This is a genomic window from uncultured Sphingobacterium sp. (assembly GCF_964277905.1).
Taxonomy (GTDB): Bacteria; Bacteroidota; Bacteroidia; order Sphingobacteriales; family Sphingobacteriaceae; genus Sphingobacterium; species Sphingobacterium siyangense.
On sequence record NZ_CAXYKD010000037.1, the window covers coordinates 1 to 21541 of the forward strand.

The 21541-nt window shown below is 37.2% G+C and carries 21 protein-coding genes and 2 tRNA genes; 14 read left to right on the plus strand and 9 right to left on the minus strand.

All coding sequences use genetic code 11. The annotated features are described in order from the left end of the window. Nucleotides 1-26 precede the first annotated feature (26 nt). A complete protein-coding gene (locus tag ACHWSC_RS16530; protein ID WP_046671999.1) occupies nucleotides 27-608 on the plus strand; it encodes a C40 family peptidase in 582 nt (193 codons plus the stop codon). Nucleotides 609-713: 105 nt separating this feature from the next. Continuing rightward, entirely contained in the window at nucleotides 714-1226 is a 513-nt protein-coding gene (locus ACHWSC_RS16535; protein ID WP_394677487.1) for a phosphoribosyltransferase family protein, read from the plus strand. Between the two features lie 9 nt (nucleotides 1227-1235). On the opposite strand, the gene ACHWSC_RS16540 is transcribed toward ACHWSC_RS16535, so the two are convergent. The 5 genes from ACHWSC_RS16540 to ACHWSC_RS16560 all read right to left on the minus strand — a co-directional run bounded on the left by ACHWSC_RS16540 (nucleotide 1236) and on the right by ACHWSC_RS16560 (nucleotide 7114). Next, nucleotides 1236-2702, minus strand: coding sequence for a LysM peptidoglycan-binding domain-containing protein (locus ACHWSC_RS16540; protein ID WP_394677488.1), 1467 nt, complete (start codon nucleotides 2700-2702; stop codon nucleotides 1236-1238). Between the two features lie 184 nt (nucleotides 2703-2886). Beyond that, complete coding sequence (gene tatA, locus ACHWSC_RS16545) at nucleotides 2887-3084, minus strand: twin-arginine translocase TatA/TatE family subunit (protein ID WP_088162917.1); 198 nt, start codon at nucleotides 3082-3084, stop codon at nucleotides 2887-2889. A 93-nt stretch (nucleotides 3085-3177) separates the two neighbouring features. After that, complete coding sequence (locus tag ACHWSC_RS16550; protein ID WP_205400475.1) at nucleotides 3178-4491, minus strand: murein hydrolase activator EnvC; 1314 nt, start codon at nucleotides 4489-4491, stop codon at nucleotides 3178-3180. Between the two features lie 108 nt (nucleotides 4492-4599). After that, a complete protein-coding gene (locus tag ACHWSC_RS16555; RefSeq protein ID WP_394677489.1) occupies nucleotides 4600-5403 on the minus strand; it encodes a DUF4292 domain-containing protein in 804 nt (267 codons plus the stop codon). Continuing rightward, entirely contained in the window at nucleotides 5393-7114 is a 1722-nt protein-coding gene (locus ACHWSC_RS16560; RefSeq protein WP_120333239.1) for a tetratricopeptide repeat protein, read from the minus strand. Before ACHWSC_RS16560 ends, ACHWSC_RS16555 begins: the two co-directional genes overlap by 11 nt. A 235-nt stretch (nucleotides 7115-7349) precedes the next feature. Here ACHWSC_RS16560 and rplM point away from each other — a divergent pair, with 235 nt between their 5' ends. From rplM to ACHWSC_RS16590, 6 genes are all read left to right on the plus strand, one after another. Beyond that, nucleotides 7350-7793 carry a 50S ribosomal protein L13 gene (rplM, locus tag ACHWSC_RS16565; RefSeq protein WP_046671993.1) on the plus strand — a complete coding sequence of 148 codons (444 nt, stop codon included), beginning with the start codon at nucleotides 7350-7352 and terminating at the stop codon, nucleotides 7791-7793. 11 nt (nucleotides 7794-7804) lie between these two features. Further along, the gene (rpsI, locus tag ACHWSC_RS16570; RefSeq protein WP_070563091.1) at nucleotides 7805-8191 is read left to right on the plus strand and encodes a 30S ribosomal protein S9; all 387 of its coding nucleotides are present in this window, start codon (nucleotides 7805-7807) and stop codon (nucleotides 8189-8191) included. A gap of 18 nt (nucleotides 8192-8209) precedes the next feature. Then, on the plus strand, nucleotides 8210-9007 hold the full coding sequence (rpsB, locus tag ACHWSC_RS16575) for a 30S ribosomal protein S2 (RefSeq protein ID WP_075994149.1): 798 nt from the start codon (nucleotides 8210-8212) through the stop codon (nucleotides 9005-9007). A 195-nt stretch (nucleotides 9008-9202) separates the two neighbouring features. Beyond that, complete coding sequence (gene tsf, locus ACHWSC_RS16580; protein ID WP_075994150.1) at nucleotides 9203-10039, plus strand: translation elongation factor Ts; 837 nt, start codon at nucleotides 9203-9205, stop codon at nucleotides 10037-10039. 186 nt (nucleotides 10040-10225) lie between these two features. Further along, a complete protein-coding gene (locus ACHWSC_RS16585) occupies nucleotides 10226-11089 on the plus strand; it encodes an SDR family oxidoreductase (protein WP_394677521.1) in 864 nt (287 codons plus the stop codon). 143 nt (nucleotides 11090-11232) lie between these two features. Then, nucleotides 11233-12054, plus strand: a complete 822-nt coding sequence (locus ACHWSC_RS16590; RefSeq protein WP_394677490.1) for a helix-turn-helix domain-containing protein — start codon at nucleotides 11233-11235, stop codon at nucleotides 12052-12054. Here the strand turns inward: ACHWSC_RS16590 and ACHWSC_RS16595 are convergent. Next, complete coding sequence (locus ACHWSC_RS16595; RefSeq protein WP_394677491.1) at nucleotides 12051-12311, minus strand: hypothetical protein; 261 nt, start codon at nucleotides 12309-12311, stop codon at nucleotides 12051-12053. The two genes, ACHWSC_RS16590 and ACHWSC_RS16595, sit on opposite strands and share 4 nt — an antisense overlap. A 181-nt stretch (nucleotides 12312-12492) precedes the next feature. On the opposite strand from ACHWSC_RS16595, the gene ACHWSC_RS16600 reads away from it, so the two are divergent. The 3 genes from ACHWSC_RS16600 to ACHWSC_RS16610 all read left to right on the plus strand — a co-directional run bounded on the left by ACHWSC_RS16600 (nucleotide 12493) and on the right by ACHWSC_RS16610 (nucleotide 15503). Continuing rightward, a complete protein-coding gene (locus ACHWSC_RS16600) occupies nucleotides 12493-12888 on the plus strand; it encodes a hypothetical protein (RefSeq protein ID WP_394677492.1) in 396 nt (131 codons plus the stop codon). Nucleotides 12889-13045: 157 nt separating this feature from the next. Continuing rightward, entirely contained in the window at nucleotides 13046-13822 is a 777-nt protein-coding gene (locus ACHWSC_RS16605; RefSeq protein ID WP_394677493.1) for an ABC transporter ATP-binding protein, read from the plus strand. A 1-nt stretch (nucleotide 13823) separates the two neighbouring features. After that, nucleotides 13824-15503 (plus strand): hypothetical protein, encoded by a 1680-nt coding sequence (locus ACHWSC_RS16610; protein WP_394677494.1) that lies wholly within the window; start codon nucleotides 13824-13826, stop codon nucleotides 15501-15503. Nucleotides 15504-15598: 95 nt separating this feature from the next. Here the strand turns inward: ACHWSC_RS16610 and ACHWSC_RS16615 are convergent, their stop codons facing one another. From ACHWSC_RS16615 to ACHWSC_RS16625, 3 genes are all read right to left on the minus strand, one after another. Then, nucleotides 15599-17515 carry a peptide-N-glycosidase F-related protein gene (locus tag ACHWSC_RS16615; protein WP_394677495.1) on the minus strand — a complete coding sequence of 639 codons (1917 nt, stop codon included), beginning with the start codon at nucleotides 17513-17515 and terminating at the stop codon, nucleotides 15599-15601. Between the two features lie 131 nt (nucleotides 17516-17646). After that, nucleotides 17647-17723, minus strand: a tRNA-Met gene (locus ACHWSC_RS16620). 293 nt (nucleotides 17724-18016) lie between these two features. Next, nucleotides 18017-18090: transfer RNA gene (locus ACHWSC_RS16625), tRNA-Met, on the minus strand. Nucleotides 18091-18155: 65 nt separating this feature from the next. On the opposite strand from ACHWSC_RS16625, the gene ACHWSC_RS16630 reads away from it, so the two are divergent. The 3 genes from ACHWSC_RS16630 (at nucleotide 18156) to ACHWSC_RS16640 (ending at nucleotide 21405) form a co-directional block, all read left to right on the plus strand. Next, entirely contained in the window at nucleotides 18156-18533 is a 378-nt protein-coding gene (locus ACHWSC_RS16630; RefSeq protein WP_046671984.1) for an START-like domain-containing protein, read from the plus strand. A gap of 101 nt (nucleotides 18534-18634) precedes the next feature. Further along, nucleotides 18635-20119: an LptF/LptG family permease gene (locus ACHWSC_RS16635; RefSeq protein WP_120333235.1), complete on the plus strand. Its 1485-nt coding sequence runs from the start codon at nucleotides 18635-18637 to the stop codon at nucleotides 20117-20119. 71 nt (nucleotides 20120-20190) lie between these two features. Next, on the plus strand, nucleotides 20191-21405 hold the full coding sequence (locus ACHWSC_RS16640) for a bifunctional 3,4-dihydroxy-2-butanone-4-phosphate synthase/GTP cyclohydrolase II (protein ID WP_075994158.1): 1215 nt from the start codon (nucleotides 20191-20193) through the stop codon (nucleotides 21403-21405). Nucleotides 21406-21541 lie beyond the last annotated feature (136 nt).

The window sequence follows — 21541 nt, forward strand, 5'->3', positions numbered from 1 at the left end:
TAAATGTTGTACAAAAAAGCGATTTAATGAAAACAAAGAAATTTATAGCGTCAATGCTATTTATCGGCTTATGTCTAGTGTCGCAGGCACAAACCAACAGAAACTCCAAACCAGAATCAGATCCTGATAACCTAGCGAAAGAATACTTTTCACAAATTATGGGAGTTGCAGTCTCAGCAACAACAAATACCAAACTTTATCAATTTGTTTACGAATGGTTGGGTACTCCATACCGTCTAGGAGGAGATTCAAAAAGAGGCATTGATTGTTCTAAATTTTCTTATGAATTATACGACAAAGTATTTAATACTTCGTTAGGATATAATAGCAGAAATCAATATTCTCAAGTCAAAACTGTCGAAAAAAATGAGCTAAAAGCAGGTGATTTGGTATTCTTCAAAATTAGAAGTAAAAGTATCACCCATGTCGGTGTTTATATTGGCGACAATAAATTTGCACATGCCTCATCTAGCAAAGGAGTTATGATCAGCAATTTAGATGAACCATACTGGAGACGTTATTATTACAATGGCGGTCGCTTACCAGAAGATAATAGATCGCTTACTGCAGAAATATTAAAAGCAGAAAAAGATAATAAATTGAATTAATAAGATCAGTTCGATCTAGGAAAGTCCAAAGCGTTTAACTCGTTTTGGACTTTTTTTATACAATATAATATCCTATTTTTACCCTATAATCATTGGAATACTATTATGTCTTCAAAGAAAACGCTCATCTTAAATAAAGAACAAATAAAACAAAAATCTATTCGGATTGCCTATCAAATTTTGGAAGACAATTTTGAAGATGAAACACTTGTATTAGTAGGAATTGCCGACCGGGGTTATGTATTTGCGCAACGCCTTCAAGCAATTTTACAGGAGATTTCAACGAAAGAAATTCTGCTGATTAAAGTTACCATGAAGAAAACGAGTAGATCACTGAGTGCAAGCACAGACATACCTGTTAATATTGCAAAAGACAAAACCATCATCTTGGTTGATGATGTATTGAATAGTGGTAGAGCCTTAGCTTATGGACTGGGTGTATTTTTGAACGTTCCACTGAAGAAAATGAGAACGGCTGTATTAATTGATAGAAGCCACCATAAGTTCCCTATATTTAGTGACTACTATGGCACGAAGCTTTCAACGATATTAAGAGAACATGTTACCGTTACTCTTGAAGAATTTGATAAAGAAGAAGATGCAGCATGGTTAATTTAAACCATGCTGTTATTTCTTTGAGACTTTCAATTTCATCCCCGGTTTTATCCGGCTTCCGTTTAAATCATTTTCACTTTTAAGTCGACCGACTGATGTACCATTTTTATCTGCGATCTCAGATAAAGTATCGCCTTTCTTCACGACATAGTAAGCTGTACGTGTAGCGCTAGCGGCATGCTGTTGACTCTTCTTTGAAGATCTTTCTGTATTACGAGCTAATTTCGCGTTTACGAAATCATCCTCCTTTTTTATCAGTAAGTTTTGCCCAGGGACAATTTGATTTCCGCGCAGGTTATTCCACGATTTTATATCCTGTACTGTTACTTCAAACTTGTCAGCAATGGAAGCGAATGTCTCACCAACTTTCACTTTATATTTGCCATTTTGTAGAGATTCACTCAAATTTTCCGTCTGACTAAGAGTTGCAGAAGACATTGGCGTGTTGAGAGCTGCATACAATTCTTCTGAGGCAATCTTTTTATCCAAGACAGGTAACACCAATCGCAATGGAGACTCTTCAGTACCATTTAATACATTTCTTTTAAAACTAGGATTCAATGCACGTAATGTCTCTTTTGAGACATGTAAAGCATCCGCTATTTGGTTCAATGAAATCCGTTTATTGATATCTAATGCTTGAGTTCTTAATGAAAGTTCAGTATCCGCAGCATTGATATCATTTTCGTCCGCGTATTTCATCGCATATGTCATTGCGATGAACTTAGGGATATAGTTTTGGGTCTGTTGCGTTAGATATGGTGCGATATCCCAAAAAGTAGCATTCTCTTTTCCTGAACGTTGGATCGCACGGCTAACCGCTCCTTTACCGCCATTATAGGATGCTATTGCTAATAGCCAATCGCCATATTCATCGTAAGCTTCTTTTAAGATTTTTGCGATAGCATAACTTGAAGCAATCGGATCCATACGTTGGTCAGTATAACTGTCCACTGTAAGATGATAAGTTTTGGCTTCATAATACATCAATTGCCATAAGCCTGTTGCTCCGGCACTGGAGATATCGCGTGGATTTAATGATGATTCGACTACACTTAGATATTTGAGTTCCCGCGGCACTCCAACTTCATCCATGATTTTATCAAACAATGGGAAATAGTATTGCCCTAGTCCCATCATCCTACACATATAAGGGTTATAATTATCCGAGGTATATTTAGCAACCAGATCTTTCACTCGCGGTGAGTAGTCCAATGGAACCTCACGTTCTATTGCTTTCAGTTTCCGCACGAGCTGTATATCTTCATCTGTAATTTCAGCATCATGCTGCCTGTTATTTCCGGAAGATTTTATACTGTCAAGGTATTGGTAAATCTCTTGTTTTTCTTTTTCGATACTTTTTTGAAAGAAGGTTTGGGTGGCTTCTTTCATGCCTTCTACAGCGCTTTCTTGGGCCATGAGTGGTAGTACATAGCATACCCCTCCTAGTATTGAAATTAACGTCTGTTTTCCGATCATAAATTTACTGTTAAATCCGAGTTTGATTCATCTGCTGAAAAATCAACAATAATCTAAACGTTTAGAAATGGATTTTAGTATAAAAATGGTTTTCGCCCTATTTAGCTGTAGGTCGAGTATAAAACAAAATACGATTTTGTTCCTCACAAAATCGTATCCATGCTATATGGGATCAAAACCTCCCTTATTTGTTATCTTCTATTTCAGATTTTTTTTCAGGTGAAGACTCATCTTTTTGGCCTTCTTTAAATTCCTTAACTCCTTTACCCAATCCGCGCATCAATTCAGGAATCTTCTTGCCACCAAATAATAGTAACAATATTACTACAATGACAATTAACTCTTGCCCCCCGATTCCCATGATTAATAATGATGTTGACATAACTATAATTTCTTGTTTTTCAATTCTTTTAAACTAAAATTTTTCTCTCTCTTTACAAATGTAATGATAATTATTAAATATAGTAATTATTTCTTATCTCGCCAACCATGACATCGGATTCAGCGGTGTTGTTCCTTGTAGCACAGAAAATTCTACCATCGGAACTCCCGTATCCGAGTCCACATCAGCCGTTCCTATAGTTTGGCCCGTGCTTACTTTTTGCCCTTTTGAAACACTTACACCAGCCAAATTCATATACACAGTAAAGTATTCACCGTGTTTAATCATTACAATACGCTGCCCCATCATCGATACTATACTCAAAACTTCTCCATTAAATACTGCTTTCACAGCCGAACCGCTTGATGTTTGTATTTTAACAGTTTCGTGATCCCAATTGACATTTCTACCGACACTTTCCGAACCAAATTCTTGCATAATCTTCGCATTAGAAACAGGCCAAGGTAAACTACCGCGATTAGATCTGAAGTCATTTGAAAGTTTGACTGCTTCCGGTGTGCTACGTAAGACTTCAGAATCTGATTTTCGAGCAGTATTACTGCCTTTCGAACTTGTATTGTTCTTACCTTTTGTAGTTGATGTAGACTCATTCGCTTTGCGGTTACGCTCAGCCGCCGCTTCTGCCGCACGACGTGCCGCCTCAGCCCGTCGACGTTCAGCCTCAATTTCTCTTCTAATGATCTCCTTAATGGCCGCATTAATACGACGTTCTTCTTTTTGTTTTTGGGTAATATCTTTCTTCACACCGCGCTCTGTAACAATTAATTCACTCAATTGTCCAGAATAAACAGATCGCTGTTGAGATATGGTTCTTTTCTCATTTTCCTGCTCTTTCATCAAGACAACCTGTTTGTTTCGGTCCGCCTGCAATTGAGCAATTTTTTGTTCAATCTGTTTCTTGGTATTTTCGATATCAGCAGCTTTCAGCTTTCTAGAATCATTAAACTGTTGTAAGTACTTAACCCGTCGGAACCCCTGATTAAAATCCTTTGATGCAAAAATAAACATCAATTTATTATAGGCATTTCGGTTTCTGAACGCAAACATCACCATCTTTTCATAGTCACGTTTCATCTTCTCCAATTCAGCCTTCAACTTATTTACGGCAGCGGTATTGGCATTGATATGTTTGTTGATTACAGCGACTTCCGAAGTAATGGTATTTATCTTCTGCTCGCGCAAATTAATCTGCTTACTCAATGCTGTCACTTGTTGTTGGGTCAGTGACTTTTCCTTTGCAATCTCTTTGACCGTATTTTGTAATTCAGCAATTTCGCGGTTGAGTTTCTCACGCTGTTTTTCAAGTTCAGCCCTAGTCTGCGCCGATGAAATCCCAATCATGAATAGGAAAGCAGCTATACCAAGTATTGTCTTTTTAAAGTTCATTTACAGTACTATTTTTTTGTGTTTGCCATCTTTCTATCCTATCAATTCACCCTATACTTTAGCAAACTAATTGCGAAAGTAATAAATCTAAAGGAAATAGACAGCTTCTCATCGGATTACTTTATAACGTGACGATACTGAAAAAGGCATTTCGACTGGTTCATTGAAAGTCACTTTGTTAAAATTTATCTCTGTTTTTATCTCTTGACGACCATCAGAAATGATCATTTTTAAAAGCATCGGAAATTCCTGCCCAGAAGCCATGGCATATTCGCCGTAATTGGCTTCCAACAACTGTTTCTTTGAAAGTTGCGCTAATCTAAATTGATAAGGCCTATTGTTATTATTTAATTTATATAAAAAATCTAGTTCATTCAGTTTGCCATCTAACTGGACAGACATCGAATCCTGCTTAAAATTAACCTGATCAATATCGGACAATAGATTCACCGAAAGATTTGCAAGCAACAAATCTTGTAGGTTCCCGAAAGTTAAATCCGGGCTGGCAAAACGATATAGATAGTCAAATGGCTTAACCATATATTCGCTCTGAAATTTATTTAAGATTTGTACACTGTCTGGAGTTATCAATACCCTGGCAACCTCTATACCCAGTGTGGCAGAAATGGAAATCCAAATCCTTTTATCTTTCTCTATTCTAATAGTGGAAGTAACATCATAATTATCTTTCCCAAGATCGAGACGCATTTTTGCTTTTCCAGAAAAAGTAGAATAATTCAAATTAGTCAAAAAAAGATTACGTAAGCTATTTTTCTTTGCTTCCCTTGTATTGTCTTTTATGGTCAACTCATTTTCAGCCTTAAGGTCAGCACCATTTAGTATCTTCTTCTTAGAACCGCAAGAAGAAAGCAGCAACACAACAGCACTAACCCAAACAATTTTATTCCACATAGCTTTTAGTCTCAATCTTCTTTTTCAATTTCAGCTTGCTCTCCTCCGTATCAGCCCCCTTTTCTAAAGCCAAGTTCCACTGCTTAACAGCATCTGTTGTTTTCCCTAACTTACTAAGAATGTCGCCGTAATGTTCCAGCAATACAGAAGTTTGCGGATTTGTATTTTTTAACGCTTTTTGAATCCACACCAGCGCATCATCATATTTTCCATTTGCGAAAAGTACCCAAGCATAGGTATCTTCAAAAGTCCCATTATTGGGCTGCAATTTCGTCGCCATTGCGGCATACTTTGTAGCATCATCAAGTCGTTCTTTTCTTAACGACAAATAGTATGCTAAATTGTTCATGGCTGTCACATTTGTACTATCCAATCGAATAGCTTCGATGTAAGCCGCATCAGAGGCTTTATACATCTTAAGTGAATTATAAATATCACCTAATCCACCATAAATATTTGCTTGTAGAAAAGGCGATTCATCCTGCGCATTATTAAGTGCGGCTTCCATAAACTTCCGGCTATTTTCCATGTCTTTCTTCATCAAATAGGCCATGCTTGTAAAATAGAGTATGGTTGCATTATTGGCCACATAGTGTAGCGCTTCCCCACCATGTGCAATGGCTTGATCAAATTCGCCTTTGTCCATATCCAAACTCATCAACATCCGCCAAGCATCAATTTGATAAGGGTTCATACTCACTGCAACTGCTAGCGAACTTTGAGCAGCTGACTTATCGTCTCTCAACCATAACACTTGTCCCTTTGCCATATGGCTTTCGGCAATACGTGGATGAACTTCAACCAAGATATTGACCAATTCCAAAAGTTGGTCTTTTGAATAGGGGCCTTTCGGATTCAACAAGGTCATTATAATCCGATTCTTATCTGCAAAGTCAACTTTCTTAGATTGAAATCCTTGTTTAAGTGCATCGAAAGATAATTTCATCTTTTTATCAAATCGATAGAGATCAGCCAAATCGAAATAAAGAAAATCCTCTTTTGTTGTCTGAATTCCTTTATTAATATAGTCCAATGCAAGCTTCGAGTTTTTGGAAAGATTATAAGCTTGCGCTAATTGACCATATACTTGAGCCAGCGAAGTTCCTTTGTCTGCCCAGGGTTTCAAAAGATCAATGACCGCTTTATAATTACCGGCATCATTTAACAAGACACTACCAACCATGTCCAATGTATCAGAAGCGACTGCGATCTCTTTGGTTTTATAGAAATACTCCAAAGCCACATCCTTGTATCCGCCATTGAAAAGGAGCATGATACGCTCCCGTTTTAGTGATGCTGTATTATTGTCATCTTGATCTATCAACTTATCGAGATAGATTAAAGCACTATCCGCATCGTTTTTACTTTTAAACGCATCTACAGCAAAACTTAGATATTCAGGCTTAGACTGAATATTCAACGCTTCTTTTATGGCTTCGATTGCTCCATCTTGATTTCTCATCTGTGCAAGAAGGATTGCCTTTGTAAAATAGATATCATCAGCTTGTGGGTAATCCGCGAGTATGGCGTCCAAAGAATCCATCCCTGGACCAATTTTCCCTTGCTTCAATATTTCTTGTACGTTTTTGAATCGTGCATCGTAAGGTTTAGGCTTTTTATCCGAAGATTGTGCCTTTAATGAGCCCAGTGCTACTAGGAATAAACCAATAAAACTTAAAAAAAATCGTTTATCTAAAAAATTCAATCTCATCTACTTCCGCTATAATAATTTAAAAATTCTTCCTGCAATATACTAACTAATGTAACAATATTCATTCGAGGAAGTTGTAAAAATATTGAGATTAGTGGGGCTCGTTTGAAATTCAACTCGTTTTCAACAAAATAAGCAAAATAGATTTTAAAATATAGAATAATAGATGTACCTTTGCAGACCCTTGAGATAAGGGAAGGAAAAATATTTTAATAAATTATTTAAACAAAAGCAAGTGAATACGTTAAGTTACAAAACTGTCTCTGCCAACAAGAACACCGTTAACAAAGAGTGGATCGTTGTTGACGCTGAAGGAGAGATTTTGGGGCGCTTGGCGAGCAACATCGCGAAAGTAATTCGTGGTAAGCATAAGCCTACATTCACCCCTCACGTAGACTGCGGAGATAACGTGATCGTTATCAATGCGGACAAAATCAAATTGACAGGAAACAAATTAGGCGACAAAGTTTACGTTCGCTACACTGGATACCCAGGTGGTCAACGCTTTGTTTCTCCAAAAGAGTTAATGGCTAAATTCCCTGAACGCATCATTGAAAAAGCTGTTCGTGGTATGCTTCCTAAAAACCGTTTAGGTCGTCAATTGTTTAAAAACCTTTACGTTTATGCTGGTACTGAGCACAAGCATGAAGCACAAAATCCAAAACCAGTTAAATTTTAAGGAGAATCGTCATGTCAACAACTAACACTTCAGGAAGAAGAAAAACTGCTGTTGCCCGCATTTACTTAACTGCTGGTAGCGGAAACATTATCATAAACGGTAAAGACTACAAAGAGTATTTCCCAACATTACCTTTGCAATACATCGCTACACAGTCATTGAACGTAGCTGGTGAATTAGCAAACTTTGATGTAAAAGTAAACGTTAACGGAGGTGGTGTTAAAGGTCAAGCAGAAGCTGTTCGCTTAGCGATCGCAAAAGCTTTGGTTGAACTTAACCCAGAAGTTAAACCTGCATTACGCGCTAAAGGTTTAGTAACACGTGATGACCGTATGGTTGAACGTAAGAAACCAGGACGTCGTAAAGCTCGTAGAAGATTCCAATTCAGTAAACGTTAATCAAAGGAGGATCAAAAAATGGCAAGAACTACTTATCAAGATTTATTGGATGCAGGTGTGCACTTTGGTCACCTTACACGTAAATGGGATCCGAAAATGGCTAAGTACATTTTCATGGAACGTAACGGTATCCACATCATTGACTTGAACAAAACTCTTACGAAATTAGAAGAAGCTGCTTCAGCTATCAAACAAATCGTAAAATCAGGTCGCAAAGTTTTATTCGTTGCAACGAAAAAACAAGCAAAAGAGATCATCGCACAACAAGCAAAAGAGGTTAATATGCCTTTTGTAACTGAGCGTTGGTTAGGTGGTATGCTTACAAACTTCGCTACAGTTCGTAAGTCTATCAAAAAAATGTCTAACATTGACAAAATGCAAAAAGATGGTACATACGATGTATTGTCTAAAAAAGAGAAGTTGATGATTCAACGTGAGCGTATCAAATTGGAAAACCTTTTAGGAGGTATCGCTGATTTGAACCGTTTGCCAGCTGCTTTATTCATCATCGATGTGAAAAAAGAACACATCGCTGTTTCTGAAGCAATGAAATTGAACATCCCTACTTTTGCAATGGTAGATACAAACTCTGATCCTTCAAACATTGATTTCCCAATCCCAGCAAATGATGACGCTAGTAAATCTATTAGCTTAATCGCCGGTATCATTGGTCAAGCAATCCAAGAAGGTTTGGACGAGCGCAAACGCGACAAAGAAGAAGAAGCTGAAAAAGATGCTGCTGCTGCTAAAGCAAAAGCTGATAATGGTGAAGCTTCAGAAGCTAAACGTCCTCGCAAAGCGAAAGACGGAGAATAATATTTTTATTCCAAACCGGATGGCGTAGCGTTAGTTTCTGGAAAAGTTTACTTTTCTTGAGCTAGCCTCTCTGTCCGGTTTTTTGGTTTAACAACACTTGTTTATCAAGGAATGTTAAACTTCATATTAGCTTAACATGTTTTAAGTTAATATTGTACAAATTTCAGTCGTAAATAATAATAAAAAGAAATAAACATGTCAGTACAAATTTCTGCATCAGATGTAAACAAATTGCGTCAACAAACTGGCGCTGGTATGATGGATTGTAAAAAAGCTTTGGTTGAGTCTAATGGTGACTTTGAAGCTGCTGTAGATTACTTGCGTAAAAAAGGCGCTAAAGTAGCTGCTAGCCGTCAAGATCGCGACTCTAACGAAGGTGTTATCATCGCTAAAGCGACTGCTGATGGTAAATCAGGTATCGTAGTTGAAGTTAACTGTGAAACTGACTTCGTAGCTAAAAACGCAGACTTCGTAGCTTTCGCTGAAAAAATTGCAGATCTTGCATTAAACAATAAACCTGCTTCTTTGGAAGAATTAAAAGGTTTGGAACTTGATGGCAAAAACATCGCTGATTCTTTAATCGAGCAAACTGGTGTAATTGGTGAGAAAATTGACGTTTCTAAATACGAAACTATCACTGCTGAAAAAGTTATTGCTTATATCCACGGTAACTACCGTCTAGGTGTATTAGTAGGTCTTTCTGCTGATGCAGCTGGCGCTGAAGAAGCTGGTAAAGATGTAGCAATGCAAATTGCTGCAATGAACCCAATTGCAATTGACAAAGATGGTGTTGATCAAAACACAATCGAGCGTGAAATCGCTATTGCTAAAGAACAAATCATTGCTGAAGGAAAACCAGCTGAAATGGCTGAGAAAATTGCGCAAGGTAAATTGAACAAATTCTTCAAAGATACAACTTTGTTAAACCAAGAATTCGTAAAAGATTCTTCTAAAAACATTGCTCAATTCTTAGATTCTGTTTCTAAAGGATTGACTGTAACTGCTTTCAAACGCGTACAATTAGGCGCATAAGCATACCTCCATTCCATTCAGAATGGAAATTTAAAAGAAGGAGCTATTCATCGAATAGCTCCTTCTTTTGTTTATATCTCTACCTCCATTTATTCCTGAACTATTTTTATCCGCTCCACCGTCGCTTTTATTTTATCCCAAATTTGTGTAACTTAAGGATACATAAAAACTGGACAGCATATGGGCATGTTAAAGGAAAACGCGTTAAAAGGAAAACGAATTTTGATTACGGGTGGTGGTACAGGTCTAGGGAAAGCCATGACAGATTACTTTCTCGAGCTTGGCGCCACATGCCTGATCACAAGCCGAAAAGATGATGTTATACAACATACAGCAAACGAATTGTCGGAAAAACATCAGGCAAAATGTCTTGCAGTAGCTGGAGATGTGCGAAATTATGAAGATGTCGAACGCGTCGTTTCCTATGGGTATGAACATTTTGGGGGGATAGATATCCTCATAAACAATGCTGCTGGAAATTTTATCTCGCCTACCGAACGTTTAAGCCACCGAGCTTTCGAATCTGTTATTGGTATCGTGCTCCAAGGGAGTATAAACTATACCCTAGCGCTGGGCAAACGATGGATTGAGGCAAATGAACAGAATAAAGCTATACTCAGTATCGTAACAACCTATGCTTGGACGGGGTCGGGATATGTTGTTCCTTCTGCAACTGCTAAAGCCGGAGTTCTTGCGCTAACCAGATCTCTAGCTGTAGAATGGGGAAAAAAAGGAATAAGACTCAACGCTATAGCTCCTGGTCCATTCCAAACTTCAGGCGCCATGGAACGGTTACTCCCGGGCGAATTAGGAGAACTCCTCTCACCTACCAAACGTATCCCCTTAGGCCGCTTGGGCAAACTGGAGGAATTAGCTAACCTCGCGGCCTATCTGGTATCCGATTATGCGAGTTATATCAACGGAGATGTTGTCACGATAGATGGCGGCGAATGGCTTAAGGGGGCTGGAGAGTTCAATGGATTAGATATTATTCCTGAAGATCAATGGGATACTATTGAAAAGATGACCAGAAATGCAAAAAGCACTTGATAACCGTTTAAAACAACAAATGATTTATATTTTATTGTGAATACATAACTGTAATCCATGTAGATTTAAGAAAGGAAAAAATAAAGTCTTTAATCCATTTTTCTTAGGTTTGTAGCGATTATTTTCCAATAGGGTCTGTACATATGATGAATTTATCTTTCGAATCTCAAAAAATCAAACACAAACAAAAATTAGAACTAAACAAAACGGCTTTTGATTTTGCGTTAGTTTATATCTCCGAAGGCACACTCGTTTCGAAAGGAAATAACTTAAAATTTTCAAAAGAGAATTTACTTTTTTTGAATAAAGATTTCGAAACACTTGAGACAAAAAAGGATACAACCGCATTTGTACTCTATTTCTCAAACTCCTATTTTAAAGACCTGCACTTTATACAACAAAATTTCAGACTTTCTCACAATCCTATTGATATCTTCAACTCGAAGACTTTATTAAATAAAAGCCTATCGCTTAAAAAGGAAAATAAAAAACTAATCGAGCGGGTAATATCTCTGATTCAACAATATGAGTGTGAAGATACAGCAGAATCAATTTTTATATTCCACCAGATAATGTCCCTCTTCGCTTTAGTCGAAAATATATTGAAGGATCTGGAGCTACCTATTAACGAGTCATATGAAATGTCTCAAGAAATCGAGCAATACATACAGCAAAATATTTATTTCCCAGATAAATTACAAATCAGGTCAATCGCAGATCAGTTCCAAATTTCAGCAAATTATTTTGGGGCATTTTTTAAAAAAAGATATTCAAAAAGCTACAAAGTATATATAGATGATATTCGTATTAAACTAGTTGAAGATAGATTAGCATCCAACAGATACACAATGAAACAAATTGTAGAAGAATTAGGATTCAATGATGAAAGTCACCTGACCAATTTCTATAAGAAGAAAAGAAACATTACACCCAGCTCTTACAAAAGAGCTAAAAATAGTGCTTAATTGTCAAGCTGGATTATACCATTAAGATCATGATTTAAGGAGCGTTGAATGGCCTCATCCAAAATAAGAATCTTCTTTCCTTGAAAGGTAGCTGCATCATCACTTTCAAAATTTGAGGTACTGGAATTAAAATAATCCAATTTCATCGGGAAATAAATTGGGTTCTCGTCTTCAGCACGACCAATGGTCAATAAAATATTGTAGCCTTGTAGGCGTAAACTCTGTAAAGTCTGATAATTTAAACGCTTGAAGATCATAATTCCTATTTTAAGATAGAACAAACATATAATTACATTGTTTTAACGCTTTAACCATTTTTTGTGTTTTTATCTTCAAAAGGATATTCGACCCCATAATCTCTTAATACTTTTGGAATAATAGTTTTGCCGAATAAATTCAAAACTTTTTTTTTTGAGAACTGTTTTACAAATGAATAACATGAGTAGGATTATGTCAAAAAAAGAGCATAAAAATGGGAAAGTCGAAGAAGACTATTCCGATATGGATCAGGACCTTGCTTTCAATGAAGAGCTTGACAGTTATGAAATGGATGTCGATGACAATGACCCAGATTATGACCACCCCGCCGACTATGATACAGTAGCTGAGGGCTCAATTGATGATGATTCAACATACGATGATTCTAATCCATTTGTCGGAGATGAATATGCAACACAAGATGAGCTCGAAGAAGAAGATCTAGATGAAGCTAACATGCGAATTGAGATTTTTAAACATGAACGGCTATCCCCTTTGGACAAGAAATTAGCCGAGAACGAAGAAGATCTGAGAGATGATCTTGATGAAGAGGGATATCCCAAAAACGACAGGTAGTTTTTCCGAAAATAACATAGTTTTGAAGGGACCAAAAGGTCCCTTTTCTATTGATTAAAATAGAGACATTCTTCTCAAGAGTATTAAATATATACTTTTCAATTGGAAACTATAACTCCAATTTTTTATGTAAGTTTACTTTGAAGATTATAATCATATGGAAAGTATATTACCTCTCATCCGAATTGTTGACCTAAAAAAATCATATGGAGTAAAAGAAATATTGAAAGGAATCAACCTTGACATATTCCCAGGTCAAGTTATCGGGTATATTGGCCCAAATGGTGCCGGCAAATCCACTACCGTTAAAATATTAACAGGACTAATCGAAGATTTCACAGGCACTGTAGAAGTTAATGGCATCAATATTCAAGAAAATCCACTTGCAGTAAAAGCACTATTGGGATATGTTCCCGAAAACGCAGAATTATATGACGTCCTGACTCCCATGGAATACTTGGATTTTATAGGTAAACTCTATGGAATGGAAGATAATTTGATTTTAGAACGTTCCTTAAAACTGCTAGCAGCTTTTGGCCTTGAATCTAATGTAAATAATAGGATGGATACCTTCTCCAAAGGAATGCGTCAAAAAGTACTTTTAATTTCAGGAATTATTCATAACCCACAAATCATCGTACTGGATGAACCATTATCTGGACTCGATGCCAATGCTGTTATCTTTGTCAAAGAACTTATCTCATTACTTGCAAAAGAAGGGAAAACAATTTTCTATTGTTCACATATGATGGACGTTGTTGAAAAAGTATCTGATCGGATTTTACTGATAAATCAGGGCAGCATCATTGCGGATGGTACGATTGAGGAATTAAAAACAGATCCTAACGAATCATTGGAGCATATATTTGCTAAATTAACCAATACAGGCAACAGTGCATTAGACGCTTCCAATATCATTACAGCAATTCAATAACATGGAAAAATTTATCTTAAAATTTATCCTTCTTTTTCGTGGGGTTTGGAAAGGCTTGGGCATCAATTATGAACAGTTTAAGATCATCTTAGAAACCAAAGTAATCTTAGAGAACAGAAAGCCGATTAGCTTTAGGAAACGTAGCTCAGGGAAATCATCTTCTTCGTCATCGATTTTACAATTCTTATTGTATCTCATCTTTGGCCTAATATTCATGGTAATTATTTTTTCGATTCCAGATAGGTACTTAGCTGTTTCGATTATGCTACTCAGTTTCATTAGCATGTTAAGCATTACGTTGGTATCCGATTTTTCACCCATATTATTAGATACCCGGGATCAGTATATCATTATGCCTAGACCAGTTAATGACAAGACTTTAGCTATTTCCCGAATAACTTTTATTGCAATCAAGCTTTTTAATCAAGTAATTGCGTTGACCTTACCTGTGCTGATTTATGTATTATTCAATTGGGATATCGTCTCCGTCTTTCTTTTATGCCTGCAGCTTATACTAAGCACATTAATCGCGCTGATATTTGTTAATGGATTTTATCTGATTAGCATCAAATATCTCCCCATCCAAAAGTTTAAAGATGTAATTACTTATATACAGATCGGTCTCTCACTGGTTCTTTTTCTATCCTATTATGTTGGCCCAAATTTGATCCAATCTATTGTGGAATCTCATTTAACGATGGAACAACTCAGATTTCTTTGGATATTCCCAAGTACCTGGATTGCATCATTCCAACCATTACTCTTTGGTAACAATAATGTACATTTGGTCATCTTATCAACACTGGGAATACTAACTCCCTTTGCTGGTATCTACGCTTGTACTAAGCTGTTTTCACGTGGATTTAATGCAAAAATAGCTGCACTAGCAAGTGCAGATAACCTCCCTAGTGAAACTTCACAATTAACCCGAGATATCCCCTCCAAATTACCGCTATATAAAAGGATCTCTTCGAGCGTTTGCTCATCCCCTGTTGAAGAGGCTGGATTTGGCATTGTATGGCTGATAAGTTCTAAAACGAGAGAATTTAAGCAACAGCTATACCCTTCGTTGGCTTATCTACCTATTTATTTTGTCTTTTTATTTCTACGTACAGGAGATGATCTCCCAATAGCTGGCAAAATCGCGAAACTTCGGGATTCAGGCTTGTATATCATTATGTTTTATCTTTCGTTATTGACCATATTAACCGTTTTCCAACTTATTACGCAAAGTAATAAATATAAAGCGGCCTGGGTCTACCATGTGACTCCGATAAAAAAACCGGGACAACTGATGACTGGAGTTCTCAAAGCATGTCTTATTAAATATGTTTTACCGTTCAACATACTGTTTCTTTCTATCTGTGTACCGCTATTTGGTCTCAGTTCTATTAATGATCTGCTATTATCTTCCGCTATCGGCGGTATCGAAAGTATTCTGATTATGCTTTTTATCGTCAAAAACTATCCGTTTTCTAAGGCTAGTCAATCCAATTCAAAAGCAATAACTAATCTACTGATATTAGGTCTATTGGGTATTTTAGGATACTTACATAAAACAATTTTCCACTATGAAACTCTAATTTGGATCTTAGCCGGACTTGCATGGGTCGTATTCTTTTTTATGCTGAAGTACCTACAGAGAGAAGACTGGAAAGGCTTAGCTTACGACGACAATTGATGAATTAGATAAAAAAAGCTCCATTAAAGGAGCTTTTTTTATCTAATTCATCAAAATCTAAGCACAAAATATCTTCGTGCTTTTCTTTTATCCAGTTATCTTTTATTTATCCGTCCTTTAAATCGGCTCATACCATCCATCAGAACTTCAACGATTATTCTTCCTGGAGGTAGGTGGCTCAGATCATAACTCAGGATAGCTTGTTGAATGGATTTGTATTCATGTTTTTGCCACAAAACGCCATCAACCATAAAAAGCACTGTCATCTCACTCTGTTTATTGGACAATACGCTCAGCTGCGTCTTATCCACAACCGACCTTGGATAAAGTGAGAAGGCATATTGCGTTGAAATTGTGTTCATCTCAAATCCACGTTTGGCATTGAAACTAAACATTTCGCCATTTCCACAATCGCTTTCAAAAGCATGAATAAGGTTTCCTTTCAGATCGAAAATCCGTAAATGACCATCACCATTTTCAGGTTGTGCCCAAAACTGCAGTCCGTTACCTGCAGTATCAACCAAAGAGAGTGAGTGATTTCCCTCATTAAGATGTAAAGTATCTCTATACATCGTTGCCGCAGCCAGTTGAGAGCCTGTCTTGCAAAAGACCGTATCCTGCCTTGCATTAATTAGAAATATACGATTATCCGCTGGTTTATTATTGGTCGTAAACTCCAAAATAAAATCAGTGGGAAATTTCTGCAGAGCTGTAAAGACGCTTTCCGCCTTATTGTCTGTGGGCCATGCATCCGGCTTTCCATTAGGCTTAAGAAGTGACACCGTGAATACATTCTCCTGATCTTTTTCCTGTATTTCTCCGGGTAGTATAACTTCTGCAACTTGATTAAAAGAAAGATTACCTTTCCAATGGAAAGTTTTGACAGGAAATCCTTTCGTGCCATAAACAATTTCTAGGGATCGAATCGGGTCAGCACCTAAATTTCTGAAAGAGATCCTTGGGCCAGCACTCGCCGGATTTAATCTAGAGAAACGCTGTTCATCACTTGGAACCATTATTGACTCGACTGCAACATCTACCTTTTGTTTAGGGGCTGAATATTGAAACAAGTAAGCCGATATATTTTCGACAGCCTGTACATTGTCTGTCGCTGTATAGGGTTCCATCTGTAAGGCAACTTGATGAGTGCCAACTTTGGTAAATACATCAATAAAATCAGGCTGCTGTAAATCTCCAGGACACCAATATGCGCGGTCATGTACCCAGGTACCGCCTTGCGGATAAAGTGGATTACCTCCACATTTCTTCCACATATCACGTCTGTCTACAGTCTTTCCATCGAAGGTGAGTTCGCGCCATCGGCTACAGAATTCACTACAGCCACGTGGTTTATCCATACCATGTCCTGTATGCTGAATACGTATTCGGCTCAATGCTGCTCCCGGACTCGAGGTATATGTTATTGGTAGTAGATTTTCTGCTATCTTTTCGTTGACATCCCCATATTTATATGCTTTATTCCACAGCGCTGTTATTCCCAATGGGATAACGACTGGTGGACCTGATAAAATTTCAAAATCTACAGTAAGTGCCCACCCTACAGTCTTGTCCTCAAAACCAGAATGAGTATAGACAATTTCCACGCTATCCCTTAAGAAAGGAGCAAAATCAGTTACATCGACCTGCCATTTCCAACTCCATCCTTTATTGTAGATACTACCATATGGCGTAAGCATTCTTCCTAATTCATAATTTAGCACAGCTCCATTTTTTCCTCCTTTACGACGCAATACGATGTGATCCAAATAATCCCAATGCGCTGTGCGCAAACTATCTGGGCTCCCAAGGGTAACAAACATAGTAACCTTTCTTACAGGATAGTTTTCTTTCGGAAATACCCCCCAAGCTGGATAGGAATTCTCGCCTTTCTGTGCATCACATAGAATGGTTTTCCGTTGATGTGTAACGACATGGCTTATTGTGCCTTCTTGTGCAAAAACATGATAGCAGATAAAAAAGTAGAATAGGGTTAGTATAGGTCTTATATTCATTATTTAAATATTATCCATAAAACAATACAAAGATAGATGTACTCTTGTCGGCGGCGAAAAAAAGGTAATGCGATAAAAAGGAAATACATACAATCATAAAAAAAGCATCAATCTTAACAGACTGATGCTTTTGGTAGCGGGGAGCAGAATCGAACTGCCGACCTTTGGGTTATGAATCCAACGCTCTAACCATCTGAGCTACCCCGCCGTTTCGGTATGCAAATATACCACTTCGTATGTCAATTCAAAAGATTTTTTTATTTTTTTACCAATTCTGACCTATTTAAAACTCGCATTAAACGCAACAAACTCATTTTTAACGCAATAAATTTATCATTGAAAAATAGAAACAGTAGTTGAAAAAATTGATAGTCCTAAAAACAACATGTTTATCAAAAAACAGGGGCAACTTTTTACAAAAAAACTTGCAATAACAAAATAAATATGTATTATTACAAATAATAAGTTGATGCAGTAAAAAGCAATTTTGGAAGAGATTTGTAGCGGGGAGCAGAATCGAACTGCCGACCTTTGGGTTATGAATCCAACGCTCTAACCATCTGAGCTACCCCGCCATTTTGGGAATGCAAATATAGCTTATTTTTGATTTAAACAAACTAAAATTTAAAAAAACATTTTTATGGCAGATAAAATAAAATTCCAACTAGAATATATCATCAACTCTTCACCTAGAATTTTATTTCCGTATTTGCAAGAACCAAACGAATTGGCACAATGGTTTGCAGATGATGTAAACTATAAAGACACCGTTTATACTTTCATTTGGGATGATGAACCTCACCGAGCAAAAATTGTAGCATCGAGAGAAAATAAATCTGTACGCTTTAAATGGCTCGATGATGATCCCTATTATTTCGATCTGGAGATCGATCAAGACGAGCTAACAAATGATGTTGCTCTTAAAATAACAGATTACGCTAAAGAAGAAGACCTTGAAAATAGAAAGTTAATTTGGAAAAATTCAATAGTCTATCTTCAAAGTGTTATAGGTGCATAAAAAAGCCTATCTTTGCAATATATTTCCACCAAGAGCTCCAGCTGGAGCTCTTGGTGGGGAGATGCCTTAATGTAAAGGCATCAATTTGCTTTGCGTCACGGATGAAAAAGGTTCATTTACTTATTCTTCAAGCTTTCATAAAACCATTTATTGTCACATTCTTTATTGTGATGTTTGTCTTATTGATGCTTTTCCTATTCAAGTATATTGATGATTTGATTGGAAAAGGATTTGAATGGTATACGATCATGGAGCTAATTGGATATCAATGCGTTGTTCAAATCCAAATGGCAATGCCTTTATCCATGCTCCTTTCCTCCATTATGACTTTCGGAAATCTGGGCGAAAGCTATGAATTAGTTGCGATCAAAGCTGCGGGCGTATCTTTACGTAAAGCGATGACCCCACTATTTATACTCGTTGCAATTTTCGCAACAAGTTCTTTTCTGTTCTCCGATTATATTCTCCCCGTAGTGAATCTAAAAATGGGTACGCTACTTACTGATGTACGTAATAAAAAGGCAGATTTCCTCATCAAACCGGGAATCTTTAACAACACCATCCCAGGTTACTCGATCCGCGCTAAAGGAAAAAATAAAGCAGGAACAATTCTCTATGACTTGATGATTTATGATCATCGTGGCGGGAATACAGCCAATAATGTACTTATGGCGAAAGAAGGGTATATCTATAACTCTCCTGACAACAATTATATGATCCTAAAACTTAAGGATGGTATCCGCTATGAGGAAGCACGGACTAAAAACTCCAAAACCTACGATCCACGTCAGCAATTTACGCGATTTAAGTTCAAGGAAACAGAGCAAAAGTTTGATATGGGAAGTTTTCAACAAGGTAAAACGGATGAAAATCTCTTCAAGAGCCACCATGCCATGTTAAACCTGAAACAGTTAGACATGTACATCGATTCCAACCATATTAAGATAGACAGTATGGGAAAAGCGATCGTCCGTACATTAGACACCCGATATAATATCTATTCGAAATATTTTAGTGCAAATCAACCTGGACAGCCAAAGGTCAAAGAAGCTAAGATCAAACCTTTTAAAAATTTGCTTACCGATCTGGTTCCCCAAGAACAACGGGCACAGATCACCATGAATGCGTTAAACCAATTGAATTATTTAAAGGAAGATCTGAATGGACGTACACTTGAGTTTAAAGATTACAAATCGAAAGATATACGCTATCGGATTGAATGGCATCGCAAGTTTACCCTAGCTGTCTCCTGTCTTTTACTATTTGCAATCGGAGCTCCACTAGGAGCCATTATCAGAAAAGGTGGACTTGGTCTTCCGGTCGTGATGGCCATCATTTTCTTTCTGATCTATCACATTATCTCTACAGTAGCAGAAAAAACAGCGAAAGATGGTGCTATATCATCAGCCGTAGGCATGTGGATGGCCATTATTGTCTTAACACCATTAGCCGCTTTTCTAACGTACAAGTCGACGACTGATTCTGCCTTATTTGATATTGATCAATATAAATTAAAAGTAGAAGCCGCTTGGAAGTGGATTAAGGAAAAGCTTGCAAAAAAGAATAAATTAAAAGAATCACATTAGATTGTGACAACGCTATTATAAATAAATTTAGATTCTACACTAACTTTGTATCAATTACAATATATCAATAAATGGATTTCAAATTAAACACGATCGAAGAAGCGATCGCTGATATACAAGCAGGAAAAGTAGTAATCGTCGTGGATGACGAAGATCGCGAAAATGAAGGAGACTTTGTCACTGCTGCCCGCAATGCAACTCCCGAAATCATCAACTTTATGGCGACTCACGGTCGTGGACTGGTATGTGCCCCAATTACAAAAGAAAGAGCAGACGCATTACACCTTGACTTAATGGTGGGACAGAATACAGCGGTATATGAAACGAACTTTACAGTTTCCATTGACTTACAGGGATATGGTTGTACAACCGGTATTTCTGCATCGGACCGTTCGAAAACAATTAAAGCAATGATCGATCCTAATATCCATTATGAAGAATTAGGTAGACCAGGACATATTTTCCCGCTCATAGCGAAAGATGGTGGTGTATTACGTCGTACAGGACACACTGAAGCTACAGTTGACCTCGCTCGATTAGCAGGATTTGAACCAGCAGGTGTATTGGTTGAGATTCTAAAAGAAGATGGTGAAATGGCCAGACTTCCGGAACTAATGGAAGTTGCTAAAAAATTTGATTTAAAGATCGTTAGTATTGAAGATCTAATTGAATACCGTCTTAAGCACGACTCTTTAATCAATGAAGAAGTCACTGTTAATATGCCAACGCAATATGGTGATTTTAAAATGAAAGCCTTTACACAAAAGGACACTGGCGAACAACATTTAGCGCTTTACAAAGGCGAGTGGAATGAAGATGAACCTATTTTAGTACGGGTGCACAGCTCTTGTGTTACGGGTGATATTTTTGGTTCTTGCCGTTGTGACTGCGGCCCTCAATTGCACAAAGCAATGGAAATGATCCAGCAAGAGGGTAAAGGTGTTATTGTCTATATGAATCAAGAAGGTCGCGGTATTGGACTGATCAATAAGCTACATGCTTACAAATTACAAGAAAATGGTTTGGATACGGTAGACGCCAATGTGCAGTTAGGGTTCAAGGCAGATTTAAGAGACTATGGTGTAGGAGCCCAGATTCTTAGAAACCTTGGTGTCACAAAAATGCGTCTTATGTCAAATAATCCGACAAAACGTGCTGGCCTAGTAGGTTATGGTCTTGAAATCATAGAAAATGTACCTATTGAAATAACGGCAAATCCCTTTAATGAAGAGTACTTAAAAACTAAAAGGGATCGTATGGGACATACAATCATGAAAAATCTATAAAAAGGAAGTAAAAAAGGCGGTGTTTCTATTGGAAACACCGCCTTTTTTAACATAGAGAATTACCCCCCAATGATGATAAAATCGCTTCCGTTTATGATCTTGTTATGGCAGTACTTTCAATAAATAGAAGTAACTT